The sequence below is a fragment of the Streptomyces sp. NPDC002446 genome, assembly GCF_053595675.1.
This window is the reverse complement of sequence record NZ_JBSFYC010000045.1, coordinates 1-20,840: the sequence shown is the minus strand read 5'-3', so window position 1 is coordinate 20,840 and position 20,840 is coordinate 1. Positions and strand designations below refer to the sequence as shown.

Sequence of the window (20,840 nt, the reverse complement as noted above, 5' to 3'; positions counted from 1 at the left end):
CCCCGCCCGGCGAGAGCCCGGGGGAGAGCGGTGGCATGGTGAGGAGGGCGCGATGCGGGGACTGCCGGCGGCTGCGCGAGGGTATATCGGCTCCGCCGCGCTGGCCGCGGCCCTGTGCGCCGCCCCCGCGTTACGGCTCGGCTCCGGCGCCCCCTGGACCAGCACCCTGGCCCTGGCCGCCCTCTACGCACTGTGCGAACAGGTCCGCCACTGCCCGCTGCCCGGCAGCCGGACGACGCCCGGGGCACGCACCTACGCGGGGCCCGGCTGGGCCGGCCCCGTCCTGCTCGCCGGGGCCTTTCTGCTGCCGCCGCCGCTGGCCGCGCTGGCCGCCGTCCCCGGTGCGCTGCTCGCACCGGCCAGGGCCCCCTCGGCCGCCGCCCGCAGGATCTGGCACGCCGCCGGGCTCGCACTGGCCTGCTGGGCGGCCGCCGGGGTCTTCGCAGTCGTCGGCCACCAGCCGCTGTCCACACCGCAGTTCCCCGCTCTGCTGCTGCCCGCCGCGGCCGCCGCGGCGGCCTTCTGCGCGGTGCCGGCGGCGCTGGAGGGCGGCGTGCTGATCACGGCCGAACGCCACCCCGTACGCACCGCCTGGCGCGGGCTGCTGACCCGCTCGCTGGGCCCGCATCTGGTGCACGGCCTGGCCGGGCTGATGATGGCGGTCCTGTGGCGCAGCGCGTACGGGCCGCCGGCGGCGCTGCTGGTGCTGCTGCCGGTCTGCCTCTCCTGCTGGGCCTTCGGCCGCTACCACCGCGAACGCGCCGCCCATCAGGCCACCATCCGCGCCCTCGTCCAGGCCGTGGACATCAAGGACCGCTACACCCGCGGGCACAGCGAGCGGGTCGGCCGGGCCTCGGCGATGATCGCCGAGCAGCTGGGCATGGCGGAGGACCGGAAGGAGGTGCTCAGGTTCGCCGGCATCCTGCACGACGTCGGCAAACTCGGCATCCCCACCCGGCTGTTGCGCAAGGACGGGCCGCTGACCCCGCAGGAGCGCCGGATCATCGAGCTGCATCCGGAGTACGGCCACGAGATCGTGCGCGGCATCGGCTTCCTGGGCGAGGCGCGGGCGGCGATCCTGCACCACCACGAGCGGCTGGACGGCAGCGGCTACCCGTACGGCCTGAAGGGGCATCAGATCCCGGAGTTCGCCAGGGTGGTGGCGGTCGCGGACGCCTTCGACGCGATGACCTCGACCCGCTCCTACAGCAGGGCCCGGCCGGTGCCGGTGGCGGTCGCGGAGCTGCGCAAGTGCGCCGGGACGCAGTTCGACCCGCGGATGGTCCGGGCGCTGGCGGCCTCGCTCGACCGCTACGGCTGGCACCCGGACCTGGTGACGGCGGTGGACGGGGAGCCGAGCGCCGTGCGGGGCAGGAGAGGAAACGTCACGCCTGGGGAGCCGGGCCGGTGGGACGGCCCCGCCCTGCCCGCGGCCGTGGCTCCCGGCCCGGTGGCCGGCGGGGCCGGCCGGCCCCAGGCACCCCGGCAGGGCGGCGCACGATGACCGACGCCCCCGGGGAGCCCCCGGACACCTGGTCCCCCGGCCCGGCCGGTACCCGCGGCGGCGCCGCCCGCGCCCCGCGCTCCCGCCCGCGCACCGCCCGCCCGGGCGCCGTCATCGCCGCCGTCCATGCCCCGGCCGCGGCCCTGGCCTGCTGGTCGCTGGGCCGGACGCTGTGGGACGGACTGGACCGGCCCGGGGTCGCGCTGGCCTTCGGCGCGCTGATCGCGGTGGGTGAGCTGGTCGGCTGGGGCCCTGCACCGGCGACCGGGCGCGGACGGGCGCCGGGGGAGCGGGAAGGCGCTCCGCTCGGCGCGGCCGGTGCGCTGGCGTATGCGCTGCTCGGTGCGGTCGGCGGGCGGCCCACCGGCCACGGCGTCGCGCAGACCGTGACGGTCGTCCTGGCGGCCGGCCTGGTGGGACTCGTCCCGCGGCTCGCGCGCGGCCGGGGACCGGCGCTCGACCCGCTCGCCCGCCGGCTGCTGACCGTCGGCTTCGCCGCCGTCTGCTTCCACCCCCTGCGCGACGACGGGGTGTTGGACGGCGCGCTGGCATCCGGCCCGGCCCACCCGCTCCTCCTGGTCGCTCTGCTGGCGCTGACTGCGCTGTGCGACGCCGTACTGGCGGCGGCCCTCGCCCGCGCCCGTACCGGCTGGCCGTACGGGCCGCTGCTGCGCGACGAGTTGCGGGCGCTGCCCGGCATCGGCACCGCCATCTGCGCCACCGGCGTGGTGATCTCGCTGGCCACCGCGGTCGCCGGACTGTGGGCGCTGCCGGTGTTCTGTCTGCCGCTGCTGCTGGCCCAGTTCGCCTTCCGCCGGTACGAGTCCGTCCGCACCACCTACCGCCAGACCATCGCCTCGCTGGCCCGCGCCACCGAGATCGCCGGCTACACCCCGCACGGCCACGCCCGCCGGGTGGCCGCGCTCAGCCGCGCGGTGGGCCGCGAACTGGGACTGAACCAACCGGACTTGGACATTCTGGAATACGCCGCCCTGATGCACGACATCGGCCAGCTCTCGCTCCTGGACCCCGTACCGGACGGCGCGACGGCGCCGCTGCCGCCCGCCGAACAGCGCCGGATCGCCCTGCTGGGCGGCGCCGTTGTCCGGCAGACCGGTGCACCCGCGCAGGTCGCGGTGATCGTCGAGCGGCAGGCCGATCCGTACCGGGACCAGCCGGTCACGGCACGTATCGTCCGCACCGTCAACGCCTACGACGATCTGTCGGGCCCGGCCGCGGGGCCCGGCGGCCCGCTGCGCGCCCTGGAACGGCTCCGGCTGGCCACCGCGCGGGACCACGAACCCCTGGTCGTCGAGGCGCTTGCGCGGGTCCTGGGGCGCGGCGGGCGGCCGGTGTGACATGAGTGACCGCGTGGGACGCGGGTCACGGTCGCGCCCGCGCTCTCCGCCTTGCGGAACACCTTCACAGACGCCCCTCCACCGGTAAGGTCGGAAATAGCCCAGGACGGGTCATGAGCGGCTCCCCACGGGCCTCGTCGGCCTCCTGGGGCCCAGGGGGCACACAGAGCACCACAGCCGCGCCGTTGAGCCGTCACCGGGCGCCCGGCGGCTTGGAACCCATGGGTAATGAGCGGCCTCCGAGAGGGGCATGGTTGGATGCGGAGGAAGCCCCCTCGGGGGGATTCAGGGGGTCGGCGAAGGGCAAGGAGCCGCAGGGGGCACAGCAAACCAGGCTGAGCCCGACGGCAATCTGTGGCAGGTTGTCGAGTGGGCCCCGGAAGGGCCCCGGGCGCTGCTCGGGACACCTCCCCAGCGGCATCGAGAGAACCAGCAGGCGGGAATCGTGAGGATCTTCGGCAAGGTACGGCACCGGCCCTCCGCCTCGTGGCGGCAGGCGACCGACCGCGCTTTCACGCTGATCGGCGACGGCCGTTACGAGGACGCGGGGGCGCTGCTGACCCGTGCCGCGGACATGGAGCCGTGGCTTTCCGAGTCCTGGTTCAACCTCGCCCTGCTGCACAAGTTCCGGCACGACTGGGAGCAGGCGCGGGCCGCCGGCCTGCGCGCGGTCGCCCTGCTGGACCGCGAGACCGGGGCGCCCGACTGGTGGAACGTCGGCATCGCCGCGACCGCGCTGCAGGACTGGCCGCTGGCCCGCCGCGCCTGGCAGGCGTACGGCCTCAAGGTCCCCGCCGAGGGCTCGCCGTCCGGCGAACCGCACGGTATGGCCCTGGGCAGCGCCGCCGTCCGGCTCTCCCCGGAGGGCGAGGCCGAGGTGGTCTGGGGCCGCCGGCTGGACCCGGCCCGCATCGAGGTGCTGTCGATCCCGCTGCCGTCCTCCGGGCGGCGCTGGGGCGAGGTGGTGCTCCACGACGGCGTCCCGCACGGCGAGCGGACCACCGCCGACGCGGACGGCGCCACCAGGGCCTTTCCGGTCTTCGACGAGATCGAGCTGTGGGCGCCCTCCCCGGTGCCCACCTGGGTGGTGCTCCTGGAGGCCGCCACGGAGGCCGACCGGGACGCCCTGGAGCAGCTGGCGGCCGACGCCGGCTTCGCCGCCGAGGACTGGTCGTCCTCCGTGCGGCTGCTGTGCCGTACGTGCTCGGAGAGCCGGATGCCCAGCGACGAGGGCGACGGCGAGCATCTGGACCCGCACGACCACAGTGAGCCCGGCCACCCCGGCCCGCTCGGGCACCGCACCGCGGGCTCGGGTTCCCTGTGGGTGCCGGAGCGCGAGTGCGGGATCGCGGCGCCGTCAGCCCTGGTCCGCGGCCTGCTGGACGGCTGGGTCGCGGACAGCCCGGACACCCGGGAATGGCGCGATCTTGAAGAGGTCTGCTGAGCGGCTTCCCGGGTCCCCGTAGGCTGTAGGGCGACTCATCAGGGTTTTTGAGGAAGGCGTACGGCGGAGATGGCCCAGCAGCCTGTGTTTGATCAAGAGGGTGACCAGCGGGTGGACGACGAGTTCATCGACGATGTCACGGACGCCGGGGAGCGGGAGGCCGCCCACCGCGAGCGCGGCACCTCGCGGCCGATCACGGTCGTCGGCAATCCGGTGCTCCACAAGGAGTGCAAGGACGTCACGGCCTTCGACGACGAGCTCGCCCGGCTCATCGACGACATGTTCGCCAGCCAGCGCACCGCCGAGGGCGTCGGCCTGGCCGCCAACCAGATCGGTGTGGACCTGAAGGTCTTCGTCTACGACTGCCTGGACGACGAGGGCGTCCGGCACGTCGGAGCGGTCTGCAACCCCGTGCTGGACGAGCTGCCCGCCGAGCGCCGGGTGCTGGACGACTCCAACGAGGGCTGCCTGTCCGTGCCGGGCGCCTACGCCGAGCTGGCCCGTCCCGACTACGCCGTGGTCCGGGGCCAGAACGCCAAGGGCGAGCCGATCGCGGTCCAGGGCACCGGCTACTTCGCGCGCTGCCTCCAGCACGAGACGGACCACCTCTACGGCTACCTCTACATCGACCGGCTCAGCAAGCGGGACCGCAAGGACGCGCTGAAGCAGATGGCCGAGCGGGAGCCGCGCTACCCCGTCGTCGCCAACGACTGACCGCGGACGTGCCGCCTGCTCGGCACGCCCAGGGCGCCCGGATGCCACCGCAGCCGGGCGCCCGCGCGCGTTACGACGCCTCCTGGTAGGCGCTCCAGACCTTCGGTGGGAGATCCGTACCGAGCTGGGAGTCGGCGCCGCCGACGCCCTGCATCGGCAGCAGCTCGGGGGCGCCCGGCTTGTTGCGGAACAGGGTGATCGCGGTGGTGGGCTCGGCGTCGCCGTCGGCGCCGGGCGCGCGGTCGGGGCGGACGCCGCCCCAGTTGCCCGTGCCGGCGCCGGGCCCGGTGGCGAATTCCGGGCCGGCGGCCGACGGGCTGCCGATGAACCACGCCGACTTCATCCGGTCGCCCGGCTCCGTACGGCCGGCCGCGACCGGCGCCCGGGCCACCTCGCCGTCCGACCCCAGGCTGCGCCAGCCCACCCCCTCCAGGGCCGCGGTCACCTCCTGGGCGACCCCGGCGTCGAGGACCTGCCGCGGGGCGGTGCGGTCGAAGCCGCGGATCTTCTTGCCGTCGTAGGTCATGCCGGACACCGCGTACGGGTCGGCGTGCAGCCCGCCGTTGGCGAAGGTGGTGTAGGCGCTCGCCATCCGGATCGTGCTGGGCGCCGAGGTGCCCAGCGGGAACGTCTGCTCCAGGGGCGCCATGCTCTCCTCGCGCAGCCCCGCGGCCACCGCGAGATCCCGGATCCGCTCCAGCCCGATGCGTTGCCCGGCCTGCACGAACGGCGGGTTCTCGGCCTTCAGCAGGGCACCGTGCAGATCCCCCGGCCCGCTCTCCCAGTCCACCGGCTGTGCCTCGCCCGGCTCCCCGGGCTGCTCGGTGTCCTCGTCCGGTCCCTCGTCGACTTGCTGCTGGAGCGCGGCCGCCAGCACGAACGGCTTGAAGGCGGAGCCGGCCGGGACCGCCGTGGTGTCCGCGTTGTTGCTGAAGTGCCGGGTGGCGTCCGCGCCGCCGTAGAGGGCGACGATCGCCCCGTCCTTGGGGCGTACGGAGGCGGCGCCGAACTCCACGAAGGTGTCGGCCTCGCGCTTCTTCGGATCGAGGTGCGCGCGGCGGACGTCGGCCACGGCCTTTTCCAGGCGGCGGGTGCGCTGTTTGTCGAAGGTGGTGTGAATGCGGTAGCCGCCGCGCGCCAGGTCCTTGTCGGTCAGGCCGGTGCCGGCCTTGACGAACTTATTGGCGATATCGACGAGATAGCCGATCTGGCCGGCCTGGCTGGTGGGCTTCGACAAGGAGCGGGGCTCGGGGAACGTGCGGTACTTCGCCCGCTCCTCCTTGCTCATCCGGCCGGTGGCGACCTGCCGGTCGAGTATCCACTTCCAGCGTTCCACGGCCCGCTGGTGATTCGCCTTGCTCAGCCCCGGGTCGTACTGCTCCGACCCCTTCAGCAGGGCGGCCAGCAGCGCGCCCTGGCTGGGATTCAGCTTCCTGGCGTCGATGCCGTAATACGCGTGGGCGGCCGCCTGGATTCCGTACGAACCGCGGCCGAACCAGCTGGTGTTGAGATATCCGCGCAGGATCTCCCGCTTGGACTTCTGATTGCTCACCTTCAGCGACAGGATGAATTCCCGGGCCTTGCGGGTGAGCGTCTGGTCCTGCGAGAGATAGGTGTTCTTCACATACTGCTGGGTGATCGTGGAGCCGCCCTGGGTGTCCTCTCCGGAGACCATGTTGACCACGGCGCGGGCAATTCCCTGGAGGGAGACGCCGGGGTCCGTGTAGAAGGTGGCGTTCTCCGCGGCTATCACGGAGTTCTCGACGGAGTCGGGCACCATGTCGAGGGTGACGTTCTGCCGGTTGACGGCGCCCACGCTGACCATCTGGCTGCCGTCCGCCCAGTAGTAGACGGTGGCCTCCTGCCCGGCGAGCTCGTTCTCGTTCGGGATGTCGATCTTCGCGTAGACGACGGCGAACAGCCCCGCCAGGCAGAGAACGCCGGACGAGAGGGTGCCGAGCCACAGCCGCCATGACGGCAGCCAGCGGCGCGGCCCCTCCCGACCCTGGCGCGGATAGTCGATGAACCGACGACGCCCCTTCGTGCCCTTCATATCCACAAAGATGTGGTGGCCACGACTCCGGTTGCCGAGGTAACAGAACGCTCATATACGCCGGTGGCCAGGGCATACCGGGTGTCGCGGGCCCGGGAAACGAGCGGGCCCGCGACGTGTGCCGGTCTCTTGGGTCTCTTCGGCCTCTTCGGCTCAGAAGTCGTCGTCGAAGGAGACCGAGCCCTCGACGGCGACCTGGTAGGCCGAGGCCCGCCGCTCGAAGAAGTTGGTCAGCTCCTGGACGTTCTGCAGCTCCATGAAGGAGAACGGGTTCTCCGAGCCGTAGACAGGCGGGAAGCCCAGGCGCTGCAGCCGCTGGTCGGCCACGCACTGGAGGTACTCGCGCATCGACTCGGTGTTCATGCCCGGCAGGCCGTCACCGCACAGATCGCGGCCGAACTGCAGCTCGGCCTCGACGGCCTCCTTGAGCATCTCGGTGACCTGCTGCTCCAGCTTGTCGTCGAAGAGGTCGGGCTCCTCCTCGCGGACCGTGTCCACCACCGAGAACGCGAACTCCATGTGCATGGACTCGTCGCGGAAGACCCAGTTGGTGCCGGTGGCCAGCCCGTGCAGCAGACCGCGCGAGCGGAACCAGTAGACGTACGCGAACGCGCCGTAGAAGAACAGCCCCTCGATGCAGGCCGCGAAGCAGATCAGGTTCAGCAGGAAGCGGCGCCGGTCGGCCTTGGACTCCAGCCGGTCGATGCTCTCGACCGAGTCCATCCACTTGAAGCAGAACTCGGCCTTCTCCCGGATGGACGGGATGTTCTCCACGGCCGCGAAGGCGGCGGCCCGGTCGTCCGGGTCGGGGAGGTAGGTGTCCAGCAGCGTCAGATAGAACTGGACGTGCACCGCCTCCTCGAACAGCTGACGGCTCAGGTACAGCCGCGCCTCGGGGGAGTTGATGTGCTTGTAGAGCGTCAGCACGAGGTTGTTGGCGACGATCGAGTCACCGGTCGCGAAGAACGCGACCAGCCGGCCGATCATGTGCTGCTCACCCGGCGAGAGCTTGGCGAGGTCGGCGACGTCGGAGTGGAGGTCGACCTCCTCCACGGTCCAGGTGTTCTTGATCGCGTCGCGGTAGCGGTCGTAGAAGTCCGGGTAGCGCATCGGGCGCAGCGTCAGCTCGAATCCCGGGTCCAGGAGGTTCTTGGTGCCGGTGGTGGCCGTGTGCGTCGCCGAAGCGTTGGTCTCGGTGGTCATTACTGGCAGGCCTCGCAGGACTCGGGGTTTTCCAGGGAGCAGGCGACCGCCTCGGGGTCGGTGGCCTGCTGCGGGACGGGTACGGGAGCGGCGGCCGCGGTGCCGCGGGCCGACTGGGCGATCCGGGTCGCCGGGCGGGAGCGCAGGTAGTACGTCGTCTTGATGCCGCGCTTCCAGGCGTAGGCGTACATCGAGCTGAGCTTGCCGATGGTCGGCGACGCCATGAAGAGGTTCAGCGACTGGCTCTGGTCGAGGTAGGGCGTACGGGCCGCGGCCATGTCGATCAGCGCACGCTGCGGGATCTCCCAGGCGGTGCGGTACAGCGCCCGGACCTCCTCGGGGATCCAGCTGACGTCCTGCACCGAGCCGTTCGCCTCGCGCAGCGCGTCACGGGTCCGTGCGTCCCACAGCCCAAGCGCCTTGAGCTCCTCGATCAGATACGCGTTGACCTGCAGGAACTCGCCCGACAGGGTCTCGCGCTTGAAGAGGTTGGAGACCTGCGGCTCGATGCACTCGTACACGCCCGCGATCGAGGCGATGGTCGCGGTCGGCGCGATGGCCAGCAGGAGCGAGTTGCGCATTCCGGTCGTGGCGATACGGGTGCGCAGCGCCGCCCAGCGGTCCGCCCAGCGGGGCTCGGCGTTCGGGTAGTGGTCCGGGTGCAGCACACCGCGGGCGGTGCGGGTCGCGGACCAGGCCGGGTGCGGGCCGTGCCGCTCGGCGAGGTCGGCGGACGCCTCGTACGCGGCGAGCATGATCCGCTCGGAGATCCGGGTCGACAGCTCCCGCGCCTCGGGCGAGTCGAAGGGCAGCCGCAGCCGGAAGAAGACGTCCTGCAGGCCCATCAGGCCCAGACCGACCGGGCGCCAGCGGGAGTTGGAGGCCCCGGCCTGCTCGGTCGGGTAGAAGTTGATGTCCACGACGCGGTCGAGGAAGGTGACGGCGGTACGGACCGTGGCGTCCAGCCGCTCCCAGTCCATCGTGCCGTCCGCACCCAGGTGCGCGGCGAGGTTGACCGACCCCAGGTTGCAGACCGCGGTCTCCCCGTCGTCGGTCACCTCCAGGATCTCGGTGCACAGGTTGGAGGAGTGCACGACCTTGCCGGGCTCGGCGGTCTGGTTGGCGGTGCGGTTGGCGGCGTCCTTGAACGTCATCCAGCCGTTGCCGGTCTGCGCCAGGGTGCGCATCATCCGGGAGTACAGCACCCGGGCCGGGATCTGCTTGAGCGCCCGGCCGTCCGCCTCGGCCTTGCGGTACGCGGCGTCGAACTCGTCGCCCCACAGGTCCACCAGCTCCGGGACGTCCGAGGGGGAGAACAGCGACCAGTCGGCGTCCGCCTCCACCCGGCGCATGAACTCGTCCGGGATCCAGTGCGCGATGTTCAGGTTGTGGGTGCGGCGGGCCTCCTCACCGGTGTTGTCGCGCAGCTCCAGGAACTCCTCGATGTCCGCATGCCAGGTCTCCAGGTAGACACAGGCGGCGCCCTTGCGCCGGCCGCCCTGGTTCACGGCCGCGACCGAGGCGTCCAGGGTGCGCAGGAACGGCACGATGCCGTTGGAGTGCCCGTTGGTGCCGCGGATCAGCGAACCGCGGGCGCGGATGCGGGAGTACGACAGGCCGATGCCGCCGGCGTGCTTGGACAGCCGGGCCACCTGGTGGTACCGGTCGTAGATCGAGTCCAGCTCGTCCAGCGGGGAGTCCAGCAGATAGCAGGACGACATCTGCGGGTGGCGGGTGCCGGAGTTGAAGAGGGTGGGGGAGGAGGGGAGGTACGACAGCGAGCTGGTCAGGCGGTACAGCTCGGCGACGTCGTCCAGGGCGCGCTCCGAGTGGTCCTCGGCCAGGCCGCAGGCCACCCGCAGCAGGAAGTGCTGGGGCGTCTCGATGACCTGACGGGTGGTGGGGTGCCGCAGCAGGTAGCGCGAGTGCAGGGTGCGCAGCCCGAAGTATCCGAAGCGGTCGTCGGCACCGTCGGCGAGCGCCTTGTCGACCAGCGCGTCCAGCCGGGCGGCGTGGGCCCGTACGAACTCCGCGGTCTCGTCGGCGATCAGCCCCTCGCGGTGGCCGACCTCGATGGAGGCGGAGAAGGCGACCGCCCCCTGTTCGGCCGCCTCCTCCGAGATCGCGAGGGTGAGCAGCCGCGCGGCGAGCTTGGAGTACTGCGGCTCGTCACCGATCAGGCCGGCCGCGGCGTCGATGGCCAGCGACCGCAGTTCGGCCCCGCCTGCGCCCTCGTACCTGCCGCGCAGGGCGGCGGCGGCCACCTTGCCGGGGTCGGTCGCGGTCAGGTCCTCGGTCAGCGCGGTCAGGGTGCGCAGCAGCGCAACGCCCGGACCGTCCTGCCCGTCCTCGCCCGGCCCGCCGACGGGGGCGGCAGGCGTGGTCACCGCAGGCTGCACGACCTCGGCGTCTGACGCGGGTTCCGTTGGCGCGATGGTCACGTGATGCTCTCCCTCACTCGGCGGGGGCCGGAGGGGCGGGGCGCGACGGGCGCACGCGCGCATGCGGCACCCCGTGACGGAATGGGGTGCGCGGGCACACCGCGCGGCGTCCACCGGCCCAGCCCTCGGGGCCCGGACGTATCGACGTCCGCACCGATGGCGGTGCGGGCGTACCGTCGGCAGGTCCTCGGACTTCACGGGCGCGCGGCAGAGCCGTCATCAGGCCACTGGGCGCGCTCCTACACCGTTGCGGGACAGTTCCGGATTCCCACCGGATTCCCCTGCGGCGACAGCGAGGACGAGCATACATCTTGTGCCGCACCCCGTACGCACCCCCACATCTTGTGTCGCCGCCTCATACCACTCCGACACGTGTGCGAAGCGCCAGGGGGTGCGGCCGGGCCCGGAACGGCTCCGGGGCCGGGCCCGGCGCGCCCTTCAGGCCAATTCCCGGGCGAACGCCCAGAGCATGACGCCCGGTACGGGCTCCCAGTCCCGCTCCTCGGCGCGCTCGAACCCCAGCCGCCGGTAGAGCCGGTGCGCGGGCCGCACATGGCGCGGACTGGACAGCACCATGCCGTGCAGCCCGAGCACCCGCGCCCGCTCCAGACATGCCGCCACCAACGCCTCCCCGACTCCCCGCCCGCGCCCCTCGGACGCCACCGCCAGCATCCGGAACTCCCCCTCCCCGGGCCGCGCCAGCTCCGCGTACGGACTCCCGTACGCGCTGAAGGTGACCGTCCCCACCACCCGCTCGCCCGGCCCCTCCACGGCCACCAGCACATCCGCCTGCTCCGCCCGCTCGGCCACCTCCCGCAGCTTCGCCGCGTACGTGTCGCCCTCCCCGGCCACCAGCAGCCCATCGGCCAGATAGACCGCCACCAGCAACTCGCCGACCACACCGAACTCCGCCTGGCGCACGGGCCTGATCGTGATGTCCATGGGGTCCAGTGTGGGGGTGGGTTGATGGCGGGGTGGGTGTCAGTGGCCCTCGCTATCGTCGGGAGCACGCCCCAGCTCAGCTCGGCAGCGAAAGGAGAAGGTCTCATGACCGATTCCGCCGACCGGCCCTACCGCACGCTCACCGAGTACTTCGAAGAGGCCGCTCGGATACTCGCTCGCGCGGACGAGCGTCCGAGGCTGGAGCTCATCGAGGAAATGGTCAGCAGCAAAGCCGGACCCGACGGGAACCACGGACGGATCATCGCGTGGCTTACCCGCCTCTTCCTGCGGCGTCGGCCCGAACTCTGGCTCTCGGCCTCCCAGGGCCTGAAGGTGCAGTCCGGCCGCGATGGACGCGCCTGCCCGGACGGTCTGCTCGCGCACAGCGGGGCTTTCGTGGGCCAAGGGGAATGGGTGGATCCTGAACCGGCGTTGATGGTCGTCGAGATCACCTCGTACGACCCCGGAGCCGACCACCGTGCCCGGGTGCAGAAGCCCCGTGCCTATGCGGAGGCCGGCATCCCGCTGTATCTGCTGATCGAGCGGGAAGAACGTCAGCTCACGCTGCACAGCGAGCCGGATGCCTCCCGCTACGAGGACGTCCTCACCGTCGCGTTCGGCAAGGCGCTTCACCTGCCCGCCCCCGTGGACATCACTCTGGAAACGGAGCCGCTCAAAGACTGGGCCGCCGCACCCCGGAGGGATGCGGCGGCCCGCAGCCGAGCGTGATCCGGCGCCTCAGTGCCCCGCCGGTGCCCCCGCCGTAGCCGGTGGCAGATCGGCCGAGACGCCCTTGTCGCCGGCGTCCGCGGTGTAGTCGGCGGGGCTGGTCTCGTCGACGCCCTCAGGGGCCTTGGCGGCCTTCAGGGCGAAGGTGAGCACCACCGTCACCACGACGTTCAGGACGAAGGCGGTCAGGCCGATGTAGCCGATCTCGCCGATGCCGGGGATCTCGGCGGACGATCCGCCGAAGTGCTTCTGGGTCGGGCTGGCGACGCCGTAGGCCGCGAGCGTGCCGTAGAGCATGCCGACCGCCCAGCCGGCCAGCAGCGCCCAGCGGTGGAACCAGCGGGTGAACAGGCCGCCCACCAGGGACGGCATGGTCTGCAGGATCCAGATGCCGCCCAGCAGCTGGAAGTTGATCGCGACGGTCTTGTCCATGGTGAGGACGAAGACCAGGGCGCCGACCTTGACCAGCAGGGAGACGAGCTTGGCGACCTTGTGCTCCTGCTCGGGCGTGGCGTCCCGCTTGAGGAAGTCCTTGTAGACGTTGCGGGTGAAGAGGTTGGCCGCGGCGATGGACATGATCGCCGCCGGGACGAGTGCGCCGATGCCGATCGCGGCGAAGGCGACGCCGGAGAACCAGCTCGGGAACATGTCCTCGAACAGCTGGGGGATGGCCAGCTGCGGGTTGCCCTGGATGTCCGTACCGGCCTTGATCGCCATGAAGCCGAGCAGCGCCAGGAGGCCCAGCATCAGGGAGTAGAGGGGCAGGATCGTGGTGTTGCGGCGGATGACGTTGCGGCTGCGCGAGGAGAGCGTGGCGGTGATCGAGTGCGGGTACATGAAGAGCGCCAGGGCCGAGCCGAGCGCCAGCGTCGCGTACGTCCACTGCTTGGCGGGCCCGCTGGTCAGCTCGCCGCGCGGCTGGCCGGGAACGGCGCCGGGCTCGGCGAACGCCTTGCCCGCCGCGTCGAAGATTCCCTCGAATCCGCCCAGCTTGATCGGGATGTAGACGATCGCCACGGCGATGACCAGATAGATCAGGCCATCCTTGACGAAGGCGATCAGGGCCGGGGCGCGCAGGCCGGAGGAGTAGGTGTAGGCCGCCAGGACCGCGAAGGCGATCAGCAGCGGCAGGTCCTTGACGAACCAGTTGGTGTGCTCGCCGCCGCCGACGCCCATCACGTCCAGCACGGCCTGGATACCGACCAGTTGGAGCGCGATGTAGGGCATCGTCGCGAGGATGCCGGTCAGCGCCACGGCCAGCGACAGGCCCCTGGACCCGAAGCGGCCGCGGACGAAGTCGGAGGTGGTGACGTACCCGTGCTTGTGCGAGACCGACCACAGGCGCGGGAGGAAGGTGAAGATGAGGGGGTAGACCAGGATCGTGTACGGGACGGCGAAGAAGCCGGCCGCGCCCGCCGCGTAGATCGCCGCCGGTACGGCCACGAACGTGTAGGCGGTGTAGAGGTCGCCGCCCAGCAGGAACCACGTCACCCAGGTGCCGAAGCTGCGGCCGCCCAGGCCCCATTCGTCGAGGTTGGCGGACTCCTCGGCCTTGCGCCAGCGGGCGGCCAGGAACCCCATGACCGTCACGGCGAGGAAGAAGAAGACGAAGACGGCGAGCGCCACGCCGTTGACGCCCTGGGTCGAGGAGGCGGCGAGCGGGGCAGAGGTGCCCGGTGCGGTCATGGCGTACGTCACTGGTCCGCACCCCCCTTGCGGGCGCGCTGCTCACGCTGCACGAGCTTGTAGGCGACCGTCGTCAGCGCGGTCGAGATGAGCACCCACAGCATCTGGTACCAGTAGAAGAACGGGATCCCGATGAGCGTCGGCTCCATCCGGGCGTACGAACTCACCCACAGCATCGCCACGAACGGAGCGAGCAGGCACAGTCCGGCCACCACACGCGTCGGTGTGACGACTTGTCTGCTGGCGGGGGATTCGGCTGGCTCTGGCATCGGCGTGGCTCCGTCCGTGGCGATCTCCTGTGCGATGGGCTGGAAATCTATGGCAGGGCCGTGGCGCGCGTCACTAGGTGTCCGCATATCGGTATGACAAATCCGAGCGGGCGCCGCGGTCCGCGGCCGCAGTTCACTCCGCGGGACGCTGCAGCCGGGCCACGCTGTGTCTTCCCGGGGGATAACCCCCGGACCCCCAGCCGCGTCCGGGCCGGCCCCCGTCAGTCCGCCGCGGGCCGCTGCAGCCTGGCCACGCTGTGTCTTCCCGGGGGGTAACCCCCGGACCCCCAGCCGCGTCCGGGCCGGCCCCCGTCAGTCCGCCGCGGGACGCTGCAGCCTGGCCACGAACTTGTAGCGGTCGCCGCGGTAGACCGAGCGCACCCACTCCACCGGTCGGCCCAGGGCGTCGAGCGAGTGCCGCGAGAGCATCAGCATCGGCAGGCCCACGTCGGTGCCCAGCAGACCGGCCTCGCGGGGGGTGGCCAGCGAGGTCTCGATGGTCTCCTCGGCCTCCGCGAGGCGTACGTCGTACACCTCGGCCAGCGCGGTGTAGAGGGAGGTGTACTTGACGAGGTTGCGGCGCAGCGCCGGGAAGCGCTTCGCCGACAGATGGGTGGTCTCGATGGCCATCGGCTCCCCGCTGGCCAGCCGCAGCCGTTCGATGCGCAGCACCCGGCCGCCGGGGACGATGTCCAGCAGGCCGGCCAGCCGGTCGTCGGCGGTGACATAGCCGATGTCCAGCAGCTGGGAGGTCGGCTCCAGGCCCTGGGCCCGCATGTCCTCCGTGTAGGAGGTCAGTTGCAGCGCCTGGGAGACCTTGGGCTTGGCCACGAACGTGCCCTTGCCCTGGATGCGTTCCAGCCGGCCCTCGACGACCAGCTCCTGCAGCGCCTGGCGCACCGTCGTACGGGAGGTGTCGAACTCCGCGGCGAGGGTGCGCTCGGGCGGTACCGGGGTGCCGGGCGGCAGGGTCTCGGTGATCTCCAGCAAGTGCCGCTTGAGGCGGTAGTACTTGGGCACCCGCGCGGTCCGCGCGCCGCCGCCGCTCTCCGCGCTGCCCCCGCCGTCGCTCTCCATGGCCCGCCTCTCCGACGCCTGTCGTGCTGCCGTCACCGGCTCCTCCGTACGTAGCGGCTCACATCGTGGCACGGGCGGGTTCTCCGTGCTCCCTCGCAGGTCCCGGCGTGCCAGATGTCGGTCCGGTAACGGACCTGACAGCGACTCTTATACACCCTTGACACCCCAAAAGGTCTAGGCCAAGCTGCGGGCACTGGTCTAAACCATTAAAGACCACACCCGGCCTTTAGGGGAGAGCGCAATGAAGCGTGGGCTCATAGCAGCGACGGCGGTCGCGGGAATGCTGGTGAGTGTCGCTGCCTGTGGGTCCAGCGACGGCGGGAAGGCGGGCGCGGATGGCTTCAAGGGCCAGAAGCTGACCGTTTGGGTGATGAGCGGTTCGAACCCGGAGCAGTGGAGCAAACAGGTCTCCGCGGAATTCAGGAAGAAGACCGGCGCCACCGTCGAGTTCAAGGTCCAGCAGTGGAACGGGATTCAGCAGAAGCTGAGCACCGCCCTTTCCGAGGACACCCCGCCGGATGTCGTCGAAATCGGCAACACCCAGACCGCCGCCTATGCGAAGGCCGGCGCCCTGGCCGAGCTCGGCGATCTGAAGAAGGAGATCGGCGCCGGCTGGAACGATGCCTTCAACAAGGCCTCGCTCGTGGACGGAAAGCAGTACGCGCTGCCGTGGTACGCCGGAAACCGCGTGGTGATGTACAACAAGAAGATCTGGGCCGAGGCCGGTCTGAAGGGCACCCCCAAGACCCGCAACGAACTCTTCAAGGCGCTGGACGCCATCAAGAAGAAGACCGACGCCGAGCCGCTGTACCTCCCCGGCCAGAACTGGTACTTCTTCGACGGTCTGACCATCGGCACCGGCGCCGACCTGGTGAAGAAGCAGGGCGGCAAGTGGGTTTCCAACCTCGGCGACCCCAAGGTCTCCAAGGCCATGGACATCTACAAGCAGTACCAGGCCTTCAGCAGCGCCCCGAAGAACAAGGACGAGGCCACCCCGCAGCAGGCCGAGGTCTTCGCCAAGGGCAAGACCGGCGCCGTCATCGCCATGGGCTACGAGGCCGCGACCGCCGTCAAGGCCAACCCGGAAATCAAGAAGGACATCGGATTCTTCACCATCCCCGGCGAGACCGCGGACCGGCCCGAGGGCGTATTCCTCGGCGGCTCCAACTTCGCCGTCGCCGGTATGGGCAAGAACCAGGAACTCGCCAAGGAATTCCTGAAGATCGCCCTGTCGAAGAAGAACGACGCGCAGATGGTCAGGGAAGCCGGCTGGACCCCGAAGTCCCCGGACCTGGCCGACGCCGCCAAGGAGAATCCGGCGACCGCGGCCGCCGCGGCCGCGGCGCAGAAGTCGGGCGGCACCACCCCGCTGATTCCGCAGTGGGCCGCGGTGGAGAACGTACCGAACCCGATCAAGAGCTATATGACCGCCGTTCTGAACGGCAAGTCCCCGGCCGACGCCGCCAAGGACATCGAGTCCGAGGTCAACGCGCGGCTCGCCAAGCAGTAGGGACCACCACCGCGTACGGGGCCGGCCGCCCGGCCCCGTACGCCTGCCGCCGGCACACCGAGGATCCACGGCGACCGACGCCGACGAGGGGGAGCAGCGACCCATGGCAGTGCAGCTCGACGACGCGGTGACGCACACCGCGCCGCGGACCGGAAAGGGAGGCGCACCTCCCGCCCGCCGCGGCGGCCGGCGCACCTCCCGCACGCCCTATCTCCTGCTGCTGCCGGCCCTGCTCGCGACCGCGGTGCTCCTGGGCTGGCCCATGGTCCGCAATCTGCTGCTCTCCTTCCAGAACCTCAACATGAAGGAGCTGATCCAGCATCTGACCGACTGGCGCGGGACCGGCAACTACCAGGAGGTCCTGGGCAGCGAGCAGTTCTGGCGGGTCACCGGCCGCACCGTCGCCTTCACCGCCGTCAACGTCGCCCTGATCATGGTCCTCGGCGTACTGATCGGACTGCTGCTGGCCCGGCTCGGCACGAAGATGCGGCTGACGCTGTCCGTCGCGCTGGTGCTGGCCTGGGCCATGCCGGTGATCGCCGCCACCACCGTCTTCCAGTGGCTCTTCGACTCCCGCTACGGCGTCGTCAACTGGCTGCTGGACAGGCTCGGCTGGCACCAGATGGCCCACTACGACTGGGTCGGCAGCCAGCTGTCGACCTTCTTCGTGATCACCGTACTGATCGTCTGGCAGTCGCTGCCGTTCGTGGCGCTCAACCTCTACGCCGCCACCACGACCATCCCCAAGGAGCTCTACGAGGCGGCCCGGATGGACGGCGCCGGCACCTGGAAGGTCTTCACCTCGGTCACCTTCCCGTTCCTGCGGCCCTTCTTCCTCGCCACGACGTTCCTGGAGATCATCTGGGTCTTCAAGGCGTTCCCGCAGATCTTCGCGATCAACGAGGGCGGCCCGGACCGGCTCACCGAGACCCTGCCGATCTACGCCTTCACCGAGGGCGTCGGCAACCTCCGCTTCGGTATGGGAGCCGCGATCTCGCTGCTGACGATCGCCGTGCTGCTGGTCATGACCGCGTACTACCTGCGACTGACGGTCAAGCAGGAACAGCAAGAGGAGAACGAGCGGTGAAGCACTCCCTCGCCGGCCGGATCTGGCCCAACGCCACGGCGATCGTGCTCGCCGCCGGCTTCGTCTTCCCGGTCTACTGGATGTTCAACACGGCCTTCAAACCGACCCGGGACATCATCAGCGAAGACCCCGTGTGGTTCCCCTTCCACGGCACCTTCGAGCACTTCGCGACCGCCGTGCAGGCCCCGGACTTCTGGACCCTGGCCGGGAACTCCGTCGTCGTGACCGTCCTCGCCGTCGGGCTGTCGCTGGTCATCGCGCTGTGCGGGGCGTTCGCGCTCACCCGCATGCGCTTCAGGGGCCGCAAGGGCATCCTGCTGACCTTCATGGTCGCCCAGATGGCGCCCTGGGAGGTCATGGTGATCTCGATCTACCTGATCGTGCGGGACGCGGACATGCTCAACAGCCTGGTGCCGCTCACCTTCTTCTACATGCTGATGGTGCTGCCCTTCACCCTCCTGACGCTGCGGGGCTATGTCGCCGCGGTGCCCAAGGAGCTGGAGGAGTCCGCGATGGTCGACGGCTGCTCCCGCCGCCAGGCCTTCACCAAGGTCGTCTTCCCGCTGCTGGCGCCTGGTCTGATGGCCACCTCCCTCTTCGGCTTCATCACCGCCTGGAACGAGTTCCCGCTGGTGCTGGTCCTCAACAAGGAGCCGGCCATGGGCACCCTGCCGCTGTGGCTCTCGCAGTTCCAGACCCAGTTCGGGGACGACTGGGGTGCCACCATGGCCGCCGCCTCGATCTTCGCCGTCCCGATCCTGGTCCTCTTCCTGTTCCTGCAACGCAAGGCGGTCGGCGGTCTCACCTCCGGCGCAGTGAAGGGATAACGCAGTCCATGACTCCTTCCGCAGGCTCGGCGCACTCCGTACGCTCCGCCGACACCCTCACCCGCGACGCGCTCGCCGTCCTCCAGCCCGGCTTCACCGGCACCACCGCCCCCGACTGGCTGCTGCGCCGGGTCGCAGAGGGCCTGGCCTCGGTCGGGCTCTTCGGCCGCAACATCACCGACCCCGGGCAACTCGCCGCCCTCACCGCCCGGTTGCGGGCGGAACGCGAGGACATCCTGGTCGCCATCGATGAGGAGGGCGGCGACGTCACCCGCCTCGACGTACGCGGCGGCTCCTCCTTCCCCGGCAACCACGCGCTGGGCGCCGTCGACGACACCGCCCTGACCCGCGCGGTCGCCCGCGAGCTCGGCCGCCGGCTGGCCGACTGCGGCGTCAACCTCAACTGGGCACCCTCCGCCGACGTCAACTCCAACCCCGCCAACCCGGTCATCGGCGTCCGCTCCTTCGGCGCCGACCCGCAGCTGGTCGCCCGGCACACCGCCGCCTACGTCGAGGGGCTGCAGTCGGCCGGCGTCGCCGCCTGCACCAAGCACTTCCCGGGCCACGGCGACACCGCCGTCGACTCCCACCACGACCTGCCGCGCATCGCCGCTGACCTGCCCACCCTCCAGGAACGCGAACTGGTGCCGTTCCGCGCCGCCGTCGCCGCCGGCACCCGGGCCGTGATGAGCGCACACATCCTGCTGCCCGCCCTGGACGGCGACCGCCCCGCCACGCTCAGCCCGGCCGCGCTCCACGGACTGCTGCGCGCCCCCGTCGCCGAGGGCGGCCTCGGCTTCGACGGGCTGATCGTCACCGACGGGATGGAGATGCAGGCCATCTCCGCCACCTACGGCATCGAGCGCGGCAGCGTGCTGGCCGTCGCGGCCGGCGCCGACGCGATCTGTGTGGGCGGCGGACTGGCCGACGAGGACACCGTGCTGCGGCTGCGGGACGCCCTGGTGCGGGCGGTGCGCGATGGCGAGCTGCCGGAGGAGCGGCTCGCCGACGCCGCAGCACGGGTGCGTGCCCTGGCACGCTGGACCGGGAGCGCGGGCGCGGGGGAGGGGGCCGCGCCCGCACCCGGGATCGGCCTGACCGCGGCCCGGCGCGCCCTGCGCCGTACGACCGCCGGCCGGCCGTACGAGCCGCTGACCGGCCCCGCCCATGTCGCCGCCTTCACCCCCCTCGCCAACATCGCCGTGGGCGACGACACCCCCTGGGGCGTCGGCGCCGAACTGGCCCGCCTCCTCCCCGGCACCGAAACCGCCGCCTACACCGCCGAGTCGGCCGCCGGCGCCGGTACCGCGGCGCTGATCGACGGCCTGCTCGCCGCGGCCGGCGGCCGGCGTATCGTCGCCGTCGTCCGCGACGTCCACCGCCACCCCTGGATGGCCGACGCGCTGCACGCCCTGCTCGCCGCCCGCCCGGACACCGCCGTCGTCGAAATGGGCGTCCCCCAGGCCCCGCCGCGGGGCGCGCTCCACCTCGCCACCCACGGCGCCGCCCGGGTCTGCGGCCAGGCCGCGGCCGAGGCCCTCACCGGCCACCACCGGGCGGAGCACGGCTGAGCGCACGGCTACCGCGGCAGTACGACGCGCAGGGTCAGGCCGCCCCCGTCGCGGGGCTCGGCGGTGATCGTGCCGTCGTGTGCGCGCACCACCGAGCGCACGATGGACAGGCCCAGACCCACGCCCTTGTCGCTGCCGGTGCGCTCGGTACGCAGCCGCCGGAACGGCTCGAAGAGGTTCTCCACCTCATACGCCGGAACCACCGGCCCCGTATTGGCGACCACCAGCACCGCACACCCCGGAAGCGCCTGGGTGGTCACCTCCACCCAGCCCTCCTCCGCCACGTTGTACCGCACCGCGTTCTGCACCAGATTCAGCGCGATCCGCTCCAGCAGCACACCATTGCCCTGGACGAACACCTGCTGACGCACCCCCCGCAGCTCCACCCCCTTGCCCTGCGCCTCCTCCCGCGTCTGGTCCACCGC

17 protein-coding genes and 1 riboswitch are annotated in these 20,840 nt (G+C 71.4%); of the genes, 9 read left to right on the top strand and 8 right to left on the bottom strand.

The window, feature by feature from the left end:
- Positions 1–52 precede the first annotated feature (52 nt).
- The 4 genes from ACWD6P_RS23910 (at position 53) to def (ending at position 5,020) form a co-directional block, all read left to right on the top strand.
- Positions 53–1,504, top strand: coding sequence for an HD-GYP domain-containing protein (locus ACWD6P_RS23910; RefSeq protein WP_451446191.1), 1,452 nt, complete (start codon positions 53–55; stop codon positions 1,502–1,504).
- The gene (locus ACWD6P_RS23905) at positions 1,501–2,862 is read left to right on the top strand and encodes an HD-GYP domain-containing protein (RefSeq protein ID WP_451446190.1); all 1,362 of its coding nucleotides are present in this window, start codon (positions 1,501–1,503) and stop codon (positions 2,860–2,862) included. The genes ACWD6P_RS23910 and ACWD6P_RS23905 overlap by 4 nt, the downstream gene beginning before the upstream one ends.
- 445 nt (positions 2,863–3,307) lie before the next feature.
- Positions 3,308–4,306 (top strand): tetratricopeptide repeat protein, encoded by a 999-nt coding sequence (locus ACWD6P_RS23900; RefSeq protein WP_451446189.1) that lies wholly within the window; start codon positions 3,308–3,310, stop codon positions 4,304–4,306.
- A gap of 69 nt (positions 4,307–4,375) precedes the next feature.
- Positions 4,376–5,020, top strand: coding sequence for a peptide deformylase (gene def / locus ACWD6P_RS23895; RefSeq protein WP_451446188.1), 645 nt, complete (start codon positions 4,376–4,378; stop codon positions 5,018–5,020).
- 70 nt (positions 5,021–5,090) lie between these two features.
- Here def and ACWD6P_RS23890 read toward each other — a convergent pair whose 3' ends face one another.
- From ACWD6P_RS23890 to ACWD6P_RS23875, 4 genes are all read right to left on the bottom strand, one after another.
- Complete coding sequence (locus tag ACWD6P_RS23890; protein ID WP_451446187.1) at positions 5,091–7,073, bottom strand: transglycosylase domain-containing protein; 1,983 nt, start codon at positions 7,071–7,073, stop codon at positions 5,091–5,093.
- A gap of 153 nt (positions 7,074–7,226) precedes the next feature.
- Positions 7,227–8,276 (bottom strand): ribonucleotide-diphosphate reductase subunit beta, encoded by a 1,050-nt coding sequence (locus ACWD6P_RS23885; protein ID WP_451446186.1) that lies wholly within the window; start codon positions 8,274–8,276, stop codon positions 7,227–7,229.
- Positions 8,276–10,717, bottom strand: a complete 2,442-nt coding sequence (locus ACWD6P_RS23880; protein ID WP_451446185.1) for a ribonucleoside-diphosphate reductase subunit alpha — start codon at positions 10,715–10,717, stop codon at positions 8,276–8,278. The genes ACWD6P_RS23885 and ACWD6P_RS23880 overlap by 1 nt, the downstream gene beginning before the upstream one ends.
- A gap of 161 nt (positions 10,718–10,878) precedes the next feature.
- Positions 10,879–11,029: riboswitch (cobalamin riboswitch) on the bottom strand.
- A gap of 126 nt (positions 11,030–11,155) precedes the next feature.
- Complete coding sequence (locus ACWD6P_RS23875) at positions 11,156–11,659, bottom strand: GNAT family N-acetyltransferase (protein ID WP_451446184.1); 504 nt, start codon at positions 11,657–11,659, stop codon at positions 11,156–11,158.
- Between the two features lie 105 nt (positions 11,660–11,764).
- On the opposite strand from ACWD6P_RS23875, the gene ACWD6P_RS23870 reads away from it, so the two are divergent.
- A complete protein-coding gene (locus tag ACWD6P_RS23870; RefSeq protein ID WP_451446183.1) occupies positions 11,765–12,388 on the top strand; it encodes a Uma2 family endonuclease in 624 nt (207 codons plus the stop codon).
- Between the two features lie 9 nt (positions 12,389–12,397).
- Here ACWD6P_RS23870 and mctP read toward each other — a convergent pair whose 3' ends face one another.
- From mctP to ACWD6P_RS23855, 3 genes are all read right to left on the bottom strand, one after another.
- Complete coding sequence (gene mctP / locus ACWD6P_RS23865) at positions 12,398–14,074, bottom strand: monocarboxylate uptake permease MctP (RefSeq protein ID WP_451446226.1); 1,677 nt, start codon at positions 14,072–14,074, stop codon at positions 12,398–12,400.
- 8 nt (positions 14,075–14,082) lie between these two features.
- Positions 14,083–14,343, bottom strand: a complete 261-nt coding sequence (locus ACWD6P_RS23860; RefSeq protein WP_451446182.1) for a DUF3311 domain-containing protein — start codon at positions 14,341–14,343, stop codon at positions 14,083–14,085.
- Positions 14,344–14,655: 312 nt separating this feature from the next.
- Positions 14,656–15,420: a GntR family transcriptional regulator gene (locus tag ACWD6P_RS23855; protein WP_451446225.1), complete on the bottom strand. Its 765-nt coding sequence runs from the start codon at positions 15,418–15,420 to the stop codon at positions 14,656–14,658.
- Positions 15,421–15,661: 241 nt separating this feature from the next.
- Between ACWD6P_RS23855 and ACWD6P_RS23850 the strand changes: the two genes are divergently transcribed.
- From ACWD6P_RS23850 to ACWD6P_RS23835, 4 genes are all read left to right on the top strand, one after another.
- Positions 15,662–16,930 (top strand): extracellular solute-binding protein, encoded by a 1,269-nt coding sequence (locus tag ACWD6P_RS23850; RefSeq protein ID WP_451446181.1) that lies wholly within the window; start codon positions 15,662–15,664, stop codon positions 16,928–16,930.
- Between the two features lie 103 nt (positions 16,931–17,033).
- Entirely contained in the window at positions 17,034–18,017 is a 984-nt protein-coding gene (locus ACWD6P_RS23845) for a carbohydrate ABC transporter permease (protein ID WP_451446180.1), read from the top strand.
- Positions 18,014–18,844 (top strand): carbohydrate ABC transporter permease, encoded by an 831-nt coding sequence (locus ACWD6P_RS23840; protein WP_451446179.1) that lies wholly within the window; start codon positions 18,014–18,016, stop codon positions 18,842–18,844. Before ACWD6P_RS23845 ends, ACWD6P_RS23840 begins: the two co-directional genes overlap by 4 nt.
- 8 nt (positions 18,845–18,852) lie before the next feature.
- On the top strand, positions 18,853–20,415 hold the full coding sequence (locus ACWD6P_RS23835; RefSeq protein WP_451446178.1) for a glycoside hydrolase family 3 protein: 1,563 nt from the start codon (positions 18,853–18,855) through the stop codon (positions 20,413–20,415).
- 8 nt (positions 20,416–20,423) lie between these two features.
- On the opposite strand, the gene ACWD6P_RS23830 is transcribed toward ACWD6P_RS23835, so the two are convergent.
- Positions 20,424–20,840: sensor histidine kinase (locus tag ACWD6P_RS23830; RefSeq protein ID WP_451446177.1), on the bottom strand; the 417-nt coding region annotated here is incomplete at its 5' end.